Origin of the sequence: Shewanella sp. MEBiC00475 (assembly GCF_005234075.1) — a bacterium.
In the GTDB taxonomy this organism is placed as follows: domain Bacteria; phylum Pseudomonadota; class Gammaproteobacteria; order Enterobacterales; family Shewanellaceae; genus Shewanella; species Shewanella polaris.
Genome location: NZ_CP039928.1, coordinates 2,065,511 through 2,077,578 on the forward strand (window position 1 = coordinate 2,065,511; position 12,068 = coordinate 2,077,578).

The window sequence follows — 12,068 nt, forward strand, 5'->3', positions numbered from 1 at the left end:
GTCATCATAAAACCATGATGCTAGGGTGATGCTAATAACAATCCCCAATTAATATTAAACAATCAGATCTTTCATCAATTCTTCCAACACATCAGCCTGACGACTCAAACTCTCAATTTCTGTTGCTGTGGCATTAACTAAATCCATCACTTGAATAGAACTGCTTCTGACAGAATCAACATCATTAGCAATATTATCAGCGACGGCACCTTGCTCTTCTGCCGCGGCGGCAATTTCCAAACTTCTGTCAGAGATATGTTGATTTTGCTCAGCAATTTCACTCATATTTTGGCTTGCATCTGTCATAAACTGTTCGCTGGTCTGAGCTTCTGTTACTGTTTTCGCCATCACGCTCATCACACCTTTACTATTGGTTTGCAGCGTCTCAATGATTTTTTGAATCTCGACGGTAGCAGCTTGAGTTCTACCCGCTAAGGTTCTTACCTCATCTGCAACAACTGAGAATCCACGACCCTGTTCACCTGCTCTTGCAGCTTCAATAGCAGCATTAAGGGCGAGTAAGTTGGTTTGCTCCGATATGGCATTAATTGTTGATATTACATCACCAATTTTAGTGGTACTGGTATCGAGTTCGGCAACAGCAACAGAGGCACCACGAACGTCTCCCGCGAGTTGATTAATCTCAACCAAGGTTTTTTGGATTTGAGCTTGGCCTTGAGTTGTTTTTTCCGTTGCTCGCGATATTTGTGTAGATGACTCATGAGCGTGACTAGCAACCTCTCGAATCGACACGGCCATTTCCTCAGTGGCACTCGCTAGCGAATCAATACGTTCTTGCTGCACACTAGCCAACTGGGTATTTTCATCGCTACGAACACGCAATTGAGCACTAATCTGTTGGATAAGCGCAATGGTTTCTTGGGTAGCTTTCACCAACTTATGTTCACGTTCTGAAACCCTATCCACCGTTCTTGCGATCAAATTAAATTCATTTCGTGACGGTGCATAGCCGATACGAGAAGCAAGGTCGCCCTCAGCTAGCTTTCTCAATGCATGATAAATATGGAATAAACCACCACCAATAAACGTCTTAATATAGTGAGAGCAGACAATCATCAACAACAAACTCAAACTAATGGCCATGATGTGCCATAAACCTAATCCACTTACAAAGCTATTGCTATCGACATAACTCAATGAATAGTTCTGCCCTGACACCTGTGCTGAAATATCAGTATTATTACCAATGTTAATCGGGGTGTTTTGCAACAGTGGTGCTAATTCAGATGAAGATAATTGTGTGGAGGAGGCTAATTGAGCAATCAAGTCCACTTGTTGCTTTGCCTCTCCGGTGCGTTGTGAAGATGCCGCATCGATGAAACAAATGCCAATAACCACAATGGCAAGCACGGCAGTAAAGAAAAGAACAAGAAAATTCTCTTGCAGTTTTACGTTGATTAAGTACTTGTCTATCCAACGAAATGCAACTTCTTTCACGATGATATCTCCAAAAATGAGCAATGATTATTGAGGTCAATAAACACTCATTTAACCGATTATACTAATATAACAACACACACATATAACAACACACACAATTAGGTGAATAATATATGACTATTTGTTTAAAGAGTCTTTAAATTACAAAGTTGACGTTTAGATCACGTAAAAATACCATAAAAGACCGTTATTGCTACTGCTTAAACACAAATGGATAACGTTAACTAAAAGGCCTTTGTGGTATCAAGAAACACCGAATGCTGAAAACACTGCACTTGAAGCGATAGCTGACAAAAACGCATTAAACTAACAAGACAGCTTAATTAATCTTGTCGTTGCGTGATTAAATATACTTTAGCTAAAATTGAGGTTATTGATTGATCTTCTGATAGTTGGGGGCCAGCAAAAAAGCCCTCATTAACGTGTATCCGGGTAACACGGCCAATAAATACAAGGCTTCTTTTAACGAAGTATGATGCGCTAGCACACCAATAATAACGGGGCCACACAACAAACCTCCATAGGTAAATGTCGCGACAAATGCAATCGCAACGCCCGACTTGTGCTCATTAACAGAAGCAGCTTTTGAAAACACTAGCGGCACAATAATAGAGTAACCTACCCCCATAAATGCGAAGCCAAGCAGAGCAATATAAGGTGATTGCACCAATATAATCATCATCACCCCCAAAAGACTGAATAATGCACATCCTCTAACGACTAAAGTGACACCATATTTATCAATAACGGTATGACCGAATAACCTTGCAAGTACCATAAAGATTGAAAATATTGCGTATGCCCAACCTGCAAAGCTCATATCGGTAGCAAACTCTTGGCGCATAATAACCGCACTCCAGTCGGCTACAGCCCCCTCGCCCAAAGCACAAAACATCGCAATCAACCCTATTGAAACCAAAAATAGCTTAGGTAACTTAGTGTTGTCATCAACAACACCTGTAGCACTCTGCACGGTTGTTGCGGTAATAAGTTTAGGTTGACGAAGTAACATGTAAAATGGCGCGAAAAAGCCACAGATAATAATAAAATGAACTAAGGTACCGATATCAGCCCACATCAATAACACCGAACTGGCCGCTCCAACCCCTGCACCTAAACTGAACATGGCATGAAAGAAAGGCATCAATTTTTTATTCGACAATCCTTCTGTTTTGGCCGCCCAGCTATTCATCACCACATCCATCCCGCCGTGCAAAAAGCCGAAACAAAACAATGCGACCGCGAGACAAATAGGATTATTGCTTAAGGCTAACCCAATAAAAGGAATGGGATACAACACATAAGCCAGTTTTGACATAACTTGTACACCCAGCTTATCGCTTAGCCTTCCCGCCAACGGAAATGACACCACCGCACCGAATGCCAGTAATAGCAAAAACAGCGATAATGTTTGTTCATCTAAGGCAAATTTCTGTTTGAAAAATGGCACTTTTGCCGCCCACGAGCCAAACAAACAACCATTAAAGATAAATAACAATGACACTGCATAGATGTTATTTTTGAGTGAATGCATAACCGCTCCAGCTTCCAGTCTATTGGTGAGATATGGCCTTAAGTGGGTATTAACTAAAAGCTTAGCCAGAGTAAAACAAGCTACACATAACAACTACCGACGGTAGTTGAGCTAAGCAATAGCGGCTAACCATTGATACAGATTGAGTCATAGTCCCATAATGAAAAAGTGACGATTACAAAAAAGACTATGACACACTATTAAATGACCAATTGTCTGAGTTAACTTGAACAATTATGCTAAATACCGTTTTAATGCATTTCCGGGGATCGAACTTTGTGTCGCCACAGCAAAAGATGCCCACAACGCGCCTTCATGCATCGCATCGGTAATCGACATATGTTGGCATATACCATGGATGACCCCAGCGGCATAAGCATCGCCCGCCCCTGTCGTATCAACTACATCAGCAATAATGGCCGGCACATGCTGTTCATCTGCCTCACTATAAACCGTGGCACCTTTTTCACCATCTGTGACAATAAAATACGCTAATGTATCACCTGCAATGGCTTGAGCAAACGACCATGGGTCTTGGTTACAGCGGCCTTGCATATCGGTAATTGAAGCTATCAACACATGGCAAGGTCGGTTGCGTTCATCTTTCGCCAATTGTGATATCACTTTGCAATTAGGATTAGACGCTATAGCATTCGCTGCCCAAGCACCCGCACCTTTTGCAGAAGAGTTAATATAAAAAACATCCCAATATTGCCAATCAGGTGGTGCAGGCAGTTCAAATATAGGCCGTTGTGGACGAATAATAGTGCGCTCACCATCAGGTGTCATGACCAATAACATTTCGCAAGTATTACCATTAAAACGATGCACTAGACGGCAATCGAGTCCTAAAGTACTCGCTTTTGCTAAAATCCAGTCACCTATTTCATCACTACCGACCTCACTCACCAATGCCACATTGTGTTTAGCCCACACTAAACCCAACCCGGTATTAGCACCACCGCCGCCTAAACGCAGCCCACCGTCTTGATAATGAAATCGACCACCGGTTTGCAGTGGTTTATCGAGACGTAAAATTCGGTCGCAATTGATATTGGCAAGCAAAAGAATATTGGCCATGCAACTCACCCCAAAAAAAATATACCTAAAAAGAACCTTGAGTATAATACCAATCAGGTTAATTATCTGTACCGTTCAGGTAGATTCAGGCTTTTCGATGCATGAGAGTAAAATATAAGAAGAAGATGAACACTTGAATAAAAGATAATGACTACCATTGACGCAACAAAAAGGCCGTGATAATCACGGCCTTAAATTGCTCATCACAAGACAAGGTTACATATCTGCTTCGGCAAGTGGTTGACGTAATTGGGCGCGCACATTGTCCATGCCAGAGTAAAACTCTTTCATCATCAATAACCCAATCATTTTGCCGTTATCAGTCACAATCAATTCGTCAGGATTAACAGGGTCATTTTTAAGTGCCCCCATAGCTTTCATTGAAGACATTTCCTTGAATAAGGCGGTGTCTAAATTAACGTTAAATGTGTCGCGGAAATATTTACGCGATAAGCGTCCAGAAAACATCCCTAGTAAAAAGCGATATTGCATCACTTCTTTTAGCTGATATTTTTTCTGTTGCTCAACAGCCATGCGGCCTTCAGCAATGCGTTGTTGGTATTTTTTCAGTGAAAATGTATTCACATACAAGGTGTCATTTAAAAAACTAAACGAACCAGAACCTATACCTAAATACTCATCATAATCAATAACGTACTCATCAAAACCTTCGTCATTGGTTTTACCAAATGCCCACGCTGACAGTTGTGTATATTGTCCTGTTAAGTGGTTTAAAATCTGGCGATATTGATTAACCATTTCACCTTGGGGTGCTGCTAAGCTGCCTTTAACACTTTTACGGGTTTGGTGGGTAATCATTAACGGATAGGTGGTAATTTGGCGAGGATCAAGTTTAGATGCCATTTCGAGATCGGATTGGATAATCTCATCAGTTTGACCACGAAAACCAAAAATCATATCAACGTTAATAATCGGAAACAGTTCTTTAGCCGCCATAATACGGTCAAAAGTTTGTTGTCCTGAACCAAACTTGTCTAAGCGATCGGTCATTTTTAAAATGCCATCATCAAAGCTTTGTACCCCAATCGACATTCTGTCAACTAAGCCTTTTAATTGCTTAAACTCAGGGTTAGCTAAATGCTGTGGATCTGACTCACAAGACACTTCTTTAATCGTTGGAAATAACGTTTTTGCCAGTTCGATGGTGCGGGCTAATTCATCTTCAAGCACGGTTGTGGTACCGCCGCCAATGTACATAGATTGGAACTCATATCCCAAATCTTTAGCCATTTGCATTTCTTTACGCAGAGCAACAAAGTATTCGCGCGCTTTGTCTTCGCGGAATAAAAATCGGTGAAAGGTGCAAAAAGAACACAAGGTATGGCAAAACGGAATATGTGCATACAACATGTATCTTTTGCCTTCGACAGGCTTTGGCATACGGTCAGTAGAGATGGTGTCGAGACGCAAATTTTTATCAACATAAAATTGCATCACCTTCTCCATAGAGCTGATCATCCAATTGGGTACCGTAATATTAGACTGATAAGGTTTAATCAACTCTTGACTGGCTGATTGAATAATTGGAGACATAAAAAATCCTAATTGAATTAAGCCCTGAGAGCAAAACCATTGATAAAAAGCGCACAATAAAAGACGCGTACCATAAGCAGAAAAACAAAAATATCACTTTAGAGATAGCTAAAATGTGAACTAGCCAATAAATATACAAACTAACATGCTTATCTCTACCTATTTGTTAAGCAGATCATGTTTTAGACACGGCTGTTTTATCTTAAAAAATTTAATGACTCATCAATAACACAAAGCAAGCGGCACGGGCTGCCAACGTTGGACGCGTATGGGAATAAAGTGAGGGAGATTAATTATTAAGCTATTGATAAAAATTATTAAACATCAACCAATTTAAATGAAATCATGAATAAGGTTTGCTGATTAGGATACACAGTTTGGATTAACTGCTTTAACTCAGCTAATGGTAAGCTTTCTTGAGTAGCATGAAACTCATTAATGCCATCAAACCTTAATGGTTCCACCGCCAAAATGATAATGTCGCACACCTTTGTATGTCTTTCGAGGGTGAACACTTCAACTTGGCTACCTGGTAAATAATGATTCTCGCTGGCATCGCGGATAGTAATCGTTTTTTGCCCTGATGCAACGAACGGCGTTAAAAACTCAAAAAAGGTTATTTCTGTGGGTGCAGTAATCATTAGCAACCTTAATTAATGATTTAAATTAATGATTTAAACTAATGATTTAAATTAATAATATAAATTAACGACATAAAGCGCCACGTCAGCGCTAATGACTCAAGCTAAAATCAGATTTATAACCTCGCGTACTCGCCCGGGCTTTGATTAAAGTAACGTTTAAACTCGCGACTAAATTGGGCGGTACTTTCATAGCCCACCTGAGTTGATACCTCTTTTACCTTTAAATGTTGCAGTTGTAACAACGCCTTAGCTTTGTTCAGGCGAATTTTCTTTAAATATTGTATAGGTGATGAAGCGGTAACTTCTTTAAAACTACGATGGAATGCCGACGGACTCATATTAACCAAGCCAGCTAATGTGTCTACTTCAACCGACTCACCATAATGTTTATGGATGTAATTAAGGGCTTTTTCCACCCTAGATAAACGAGTATGACTTAACGACAACGCAAAAAGCGGTGCCGCATTGGGCGAATCTAACAAGCGATATAACAACTCAAGCACGAGCGCTTCGCCCATTACTTTAGCCTCTAATGGCGACTGCAATGCTTGTAATAGTCGAATAACGCTGCAGTCCATGTCTTCAGTGTTATCGGCAACAAAAAAACCACTCTGGCGTGACCCGTTTAAATCTTTGGGGATTTGATGATGTTCGTCCATCAGTCGAATAATGTAATTAAGTTGCACTAAATCGATATCCACCATCAATACCAATACTGGCTCTTCAATGCTGGCAAAGGTTTCACATTCTACCGGCAAGGGGACTGTCATCACTAATGAGCGCTGGCGGTCATAGTCGAAAGTTTGATTGTCTACATAAACCCGCTTTTTACCTTGGCCAACAATAAGCACTCCCTGTGAATAGCACAATGGCCCGCGTGCGCCATATTGTGAGCTGCGAAACACATGCACGCCAGATAAATGAGTATCATTGATCCCTTCTTTTGGGGCTAGCTGTGCCATTAATGTTGCTATCTCACTCATATCCTTCGCCTCAGAAAAAATCATGAAACCGATACTAGCAAAAAAGCAGTAAAAGGTATTAAATTTATCAAAAAACCATCATATTTATACAATAAAGATAGGAATAGGCATGAACGCGATAGTTCTGTGTATGTTTATTTTGACTCAAAGGGCTATCATAGCCACATGATTTATCCTTGCTGTTATGTATAAGAAATCCATACATCAACAAGTTGTACATGTACTCTTTATATACAAACATCAGCCAATTATTTGTTTCACCGCTAAACCAAAAGGCACCAATTATGCTTAATTTTGATTATCGTAACCCTACTCATGTTGTTTTCGGTAAAGACCGTATTGCAGAGTTAGACCAACTTGTTCCAGCCAATGCGCGAGTATTAATCACTTACGGTGGCGGTAGCGTGAAACGTTTCGGTACACTCGATAAAGTGAAAGCCGCATTAGGTAATCGTACAGTATTTGAATTTGGTGGCATTGAAGCCAACCCTAAATACGAAACACTGTTGCAAGCTGTAGACGTTGCCCGTAAAGAAAAAATCGACTTCTTACTGGCTGTTGGTGGTGGTTCGGTTATGGACGGCACTAAGTTTATCGCACTGGCGACTCAGTTTGATGGCGACACAGCAAGTCTATTACATCACGGCTTTACACCGGTTCCAGTGGCTAATGACAAGGTTATTCCACTTGGCGTTATTGCTACCCTACCGGCTACGGGTTCAGAAATGAACGCCTTTGCAGTCGTCAGTTATCAAGGCGGTAAGTATCCAGTAAACCACCCATGTGTGTACCCAACATTTGCCATGCTTGATCCTGAATTAACCTTCAGCTTGCCAAAAATTCAAGTGGCCAACGGTGTTGTCGATGCGTTTGTGCATGTGCTTGAGCAATATGCAACGTATCCTGTTGATGCCCGCGTACAAGACCGCATGGCAGAAGGCATTATGCGCACCTTAATCGAAATTGGCCCTATCACTGTTGAAGAGCCAACTAACTACGATGCCCGCGCTAACTTAATGTGGAGCGCTACATCTGCCCTAAACGGCATGATAGGTACAGGTGTGCCATTAGATTGGTCAACTCACATGATTGGACATGAGCTAACCGCACTATTCCATATCGACCACGCACAAACCTTAGCCGTAGTATTACCATCGCTATGGCGTGTGTTGAAAGAGCAAAAACACGCTAAATTAGTACAATACGCAGCACGTGTTTGGGATATCACAGAAGGTGACGAAGACAGTCGCGTAGATCAAGCCATTGACAAAACTGAAGCTTTCTTCAAGCAAGTAGGCTTACCTGTACGTTTACGCGATCACGGTGTAACGCAAGATCAACTAGGTCTAGTAGTCGATGCTTTAGAAGCACATGGTATGACCGCATTATCTGAAAGTGGCAAAGTAGACTTGGCCACCAGCCGCAAGATTTTAGACATGGCGTGGTAATAGTGCTTATCACTAAACGATGAACTCATTCATCGTTTAGACTTGAGTGACTATCTGATACTAAAAAAGGGCTTAACAATGATTTTCATTGTTAAGCCCTTTTTTGTTTAGCCAAAGGCGCTGCACATTCGTACTATTGGTGAGACATGATGACGGCTAGCTAAATTTTAACAAGCTTGATTCGAAAATTGAAAACTCAACAACATACTAATGCGGAGTAACGCTTGAGAATAGGTTCATTACCACAACACCAGCGAGAATTAACGTCATCCCCACCAGTGCACCTACATCTAATTTTTGTCCATACATCACCCAAGCGATAACTGTGATTAATACAATTCCAAGCCCAGCCCAAGTGGCATAAGCGATACCAACAGGAATGTTTTTTAACGCTAACGATAGAAAGTAAAAAGACAATACATAGCCAACCACCACCACAAGTGAAGGTGCTAATTTTGAAAACCCATCGCTTGCTTTAAGCGCTGAAGTGGCAACAACTTCAGTTAAGATAGCCACACTTAAAAATATCCAACTTTTCATTTTTACTTTCTACGAAGACAAAACAGCCGCGCAGTATAAAGACTAAACAATAAAAAACCAGCCTTCGATATTAGATTTGTTACTTCGCGCTATACATTACGAATCACTACTATCCCTTGTATTTACATTGACTATCGGTTTATGTTGTTAATATGTTAACTAACATTACCTATATTGAACGGGGTAATATGGGCTAAAATAATATTGATGATCAAACTTGGTGGCGGAGTGCATAGACTTACAGCAATTTTTCTATTTTTATTGTTATCGCAATGGTCGATTTACATGCCAGTGACGGCGGCTAATTTAACTGTTCAAAAAGAAACTAAACAACAAGCCAACTTAGCATTAGTACAATGTAAAACCCGTATAAAACAGGTATCGCCCCAAGCCAGTTTACGTTTTTGTGACAAAAAATTAAAAATGTTAAACACAGAGAAGCACCCTCTTATCGCAGCAAAATTACAACTCACCTTATATGACATTTACCAAGAGCTAGGTGATAGCTCAGCCGCTGAAAATAAGCTTATTGACGTTAAAAATAGTAAAGCTTTCAACCAGTATGTCGAAATTCAATATCTGTGGCTACGAAAGAAGGCTGCTGAACAACTCTATAAAAAATCCTACCTAGAAGCTAAAAGTTTATTTGAGCAAGCTTTTAGCATTGCTAACGCCCAAGAGTCCGATATTTGGTTGGCAAAAAGTTATAACGATTTAGCACTAACTGAACAGTATTTGAATCACTACGCCAAAGCTTTGGGTTACTACCAGAAAAGTTTGGCCATTAAAGAAGCCTTAGGTAATGACTTTTATACGGCGATAACCTTAAGTAATCTCGGGCTTATTTATAAAAAACTCGAAAAATACACCGAATCTCAACGCTATTTTGAACTCTCTCTTGATCATTACTTACGCTACACCAGTAATAACTTAGATATTCATGCCATCGGTTATATGTCACACCTCTATGGTAATCTTGCTGAAATATATAATATAAACAATGAATTCAATAAAAAGAACTTTTATAGCAACAAGGTTATCGAAGCTTATAACGATAACCTTGTTGGCGATGATAAACTTTCAGCGTTAATTAATTTAGCCACCATCCATATTAATGCTAATGAATTTTCTCCCGCCCTAGAGGTAGCTAATACATTATCGGAATATTTAACCCGCGATGACCATTCATTTCATGATGTAATTTTCTATTTAAAAGCCCAAATAGCAACACACCAAAAAGATACGACTCAAGCAATAAAATTTATCGAAAGCGCAATGGATTATAGTGATACAAAACAAGATTCACTGCAAAAAATGAACATCTACCGCTATGCCAGTGAGTTGTATTATGACAATGGTCGCCCCTATGAATCCCTCGTATACTTGAAGAAATATCAAGTATTGCACGAAGCATTACTTGAAAAAAAATACAGTGAGAACATTAAGGTTATCCAAAGTGATATTGAAAATGAACGCGTACAACGCGCATTAGCAGAAGAACAGATTACCAGCCAACAAAAGAGCCAAAAAATAGATAAATTGCTTAATTTAATCCTTGGTATCACTAGTATGGGTTTACTGGTTGGTTTTATTGTGAGCTTTTATATTTATAGAAAACGTAAAGCTCAGCAGCATTTAATGACCATAATAGAGTCGCATAAGCAGCAATTATTTTTATTATCTAATGATGATAAACAAGAGCAAGGCGACACCCAACAGCAGGAATCTATGCAGTTATCACCTTTAGAATTAACGGCTTCTTTTGCGGAGTTATTGGTGAATACCATGATTGATTGCATCAGCATTTGGGAAAAATGCACGAAAACCAACAAAGTCGAATTAGCCGATAGGAGTAAAATTTGGACTATATCTATCGACTCAGGCCGCCTAAGAACACGCTCTTTAGATAAATATTTACATGTAAAAAAGTTACCCAACAATCCACGATGGCGCAATGTAGTTAAAACATGTCACTTCATTTTATCAGAGTGCCATCTGTCTAATGATGATAGATCATTACTGACCTCGCATCTTGACCGCATTATGCAAGTGATCAAGAGCGAGTCTTTAGACGCAAAGTAATTTTTTACCTTCGCTGCTTACCCACCTTTTTTGAGTAATGGTTGCTGTCTTTTAATGTCGTGCACACTGTCTCTTACCAAGGGCTTTTTAATGTTTTTATACACACAACTAAACTTTAATCCTTGGGACAATCGGTAATCACTTTGCTGTGCTGTCGCAGGATTTATTCCCACTAAAAAGCTATTGGGTGCTATAAACTTAGGCATTAGATTATTATTTTGATCTTTGATATTAATCGAAGCATAAGCATTACACATCGACACAGCCACAAGCCCTGCAATGTTAATTCTATTTGTCACGCTATTAAGATCGGGGGAATTAACATTATTGTCTTGTAGCTTCGTGAATGGGTCTATCACACCGTGAAAGCCACCTAATTCATCGATTTCAACTTCCGGCTGCTGCATTTGACGAGTGTTCATCGACTGCTGTGCACCATTTGATGCTGCTGTATGATCATTATGTAATGTCAGTTGTTTATTCATCATCCACTTTTCAATATCAAAGTACTGAGCACGGTAATGATACTGTTTAATCATATCCATCTCGCTCAGTTCAAAAGTGATTTCAGTTTTAATCGCAGTGCTAACTGGTGTGAGTTCATTAAATGCAAGTTGATGCGCAGATGCGCTACCAATACAACTAAGCAGAGTCACTAGGGGAAGTATATATTTCATAAAATATCCTTTTTAGAATGAATGCATCACCTTAGACGCTATGCATTTCCTTTTTTATAGTCTAC

At 39.8% G+C, this 12,068-nt stretch carries 10 protein-coding genes; 2 read left to right on the top strand and 8 right to left on the bottom strand.

Annotation, left to right across the window (positions count from 1 at the left end):
* Positions 1-54: 54 nt before the first annotated feature.
* The 6 genes from FCN25_RS09090 to FCN25_RS09115 all read right to left on the bottom strand — a co-directional run bounded on the left by FCN25_RS09090 (position 55) and on the right by FCN25_RS09115 (position 7,256).
* Complete coding sequence (locus FCN25_RS09090) at positions 55-1,458, bottom strand: methyl-accepting chemotaxis protein (RefSeq protein ID WP_137223956.1); 1,404 nt, start codon at positions 1,456-1,458, stop codon at positions 55-57.
* Between the two features lie 373 nt (positions 1,459-1,831).
* Complete coding sequence (locus tag FCN25_RS09095) at positions 1,832-2,995, bottom strand: MFS transporter (RefSeq protein WP_137223958.1); 1,164 nt, start codon at positions 2,993-2,995, stop codon at positions 1,832-1,834.
* A 234-nt stretch (positions 2,996-3,229) separates the two neighbouring features.
* Positions 3,230-4,075, bottom strand: a complete 846-nt coding sequence (locus FCN25_RS09100; protein WP_137223960.1) for a PfkB family carbohydrate kinase — start codon at positions 4,073-4,075, stop codon at positions 3,230-3,232.
* A 216-nt stretch (positions 4,076-4,291) separates the two neighbouring features.
* The gene (locus tag FCN25_RS09105; RefSeq protein ID WP_137223962.1) at positions 4,292-5,629 is read right to left on the bottom strand and encodes a coproporphyrinogen III oxidase family protein; all 1,338 of its coding nucleotides are present in this window, start codon (positions 5,627-5,629) and stop codon (positions 4,292-4,294) included.
* Positions 5,630-5,946: 317 nt separating this feature from the next.
* Positions 5,947-6,270, bottom strand: a complete 324-nt coding sequence (yqfB, locus tag FCN25_RS09110) for a N(4)-acetylcytidine aminohydrolase (protein WP_137223964.1) — start codon at positions 6,268-6,270, stop codon at positions 5,947-5,949.
* Positions 6,271-6,386: 116 nt separating this feature from the next.
* Positions 6,387-7,256 carry an AraC family transcriptional regulator gene (locus tag FCN25_RS09115; RefSeq protein ID WP_137223966.1) on the bottom strand — a complete coding sequence of 290 codons (870 nt, stop codon included), beginning with the start codon at positions 7,254-7,256 and terminating at the stop codon, positions 6,387-6,389.
* Positions 7,257-7,540: 284 nt separating this feature from the next.
* Here FCN25_RS09115 and FCN25_RS09120 point away from each other — a divergent pair, with 284 nt between their 5' ends.
* Positions 7,541-8,704, top strand: coding sequence for an iron-containing alcohol dehydrogenase (locus FCN25_RS09120; protein WP_137223968.1), 1,164 nt, complete (start codon positions 7,541-7,543; stop codon positions 8,702-8,704).
* Positions 8,705-8,911: 207 nt separating this feature from the next.
* Here FCN25_RS09120 and FCN25_RS09125 read toward each other — a convergent pair whose 3' ends face one another.
* Complete coding sequence (locus tag FCN25_RS09125) at positions 8,912-9,244, bottom strand: multidrug efflux SMR transporter (protein ID WP_137223970.1); 333 nt, start codon at positions 9,242-9,244, stop codon at positions 8,912-8,914.
* Between the two features lie 228 nt (positions 9,245-9,472).
* Between FCN25_RS09125 and FCN25_RS09130 the strand changes: the two genes are divergently transcribed.
* Positions 9,473-11,326 (top strand): tetratricopeptide repeat protein, encoded by a 1,854-nt coding sequence (locus tag FCN25_RS09130; protein WP_137223972.1) that lies wholly within the window; start codon positions 9,473-9,475, stop codon positions 11,324-11,326.
* A gap of 17 nt (positions 11,327-11,343) precedes the next feature.
* Here the strand turns inward: FCN25_RS09130 and FCN25_RS09135 are convergent, their stop codons facing one another.
* Positions 11,344-12,003 (bottom strand): hypothetical protein, encoded by a 660-nt coding sequence (locus tag FCN25_RS09135; RefSeq protein WP_137223974.1) that lies wholly within the window; start codon positions 12,001-12,003, stop codon positions 11,344-11,346.
* Between the last annotated feature and the right edge of the window lie 65 nt (positions 12,004-12,068).

Excerpts from the sequence above, each read along its gene's own strand:
- yqfB (WP_137223964.1), bottom strand. The coding sequence starts at position 6,270 with ATGATTACTGCACCCACAGAAATAACCTTTTTTGAGTTTTTAACGCCG.
- FCN25_RS09125 (WP_137223970.1), bottom strand. The coding sequence starts at position 9,244 with ATGAAAAGTTGGATATTTTTAAGTGTGGCTATCTTAACTGAAGTTGTT.
- FCN25_RS09115 (WP_137223966.1), bottom strand. The coding sequence starts at position 7,256 with ATGAGTGAGATAGCAACATTAATGGCACAGCTAGCCCCAAAAGAAGGG.
- FCN25_RS09120 (WP_137223968.1), top strand. The coding sequence starts at position 7,541 with ATGCTTAATTTTGATTATCGTAACCCTACTCATGTTGTTTTCGGTAAA.
- FCN25_RS09135 (WP_137223974.1), bottom strand. The coding sequence starts at position 12,003 with ATGAAATATATACTTCCCCTAGTGACTCTGCTTAGTTGTATTGGTAGC.
- FCN25_RS09105 (WP_137223962.1), bottom strand. The coding sequence starts at position 5,629 with ATGTCTCCAATTATTCAATCAGCCAGTCAAGAGTTGATTAAACCTTAT.
- FCN25_RS09100 (WP_137223960.1), bottom strand. The coding sequence starts at position 4,075 with ATGGCCAATATTCTTTTGCTTGCCAATATCAATTGCGACCGAATTTTA.
- FCN25_RS09095 (WP_137223958.1), bottom strand. The coding sequence starts at position 2,995 with ATGCATTCACTCAAAAATAACATCTATGCAGTGTCATTGTTATTTATC.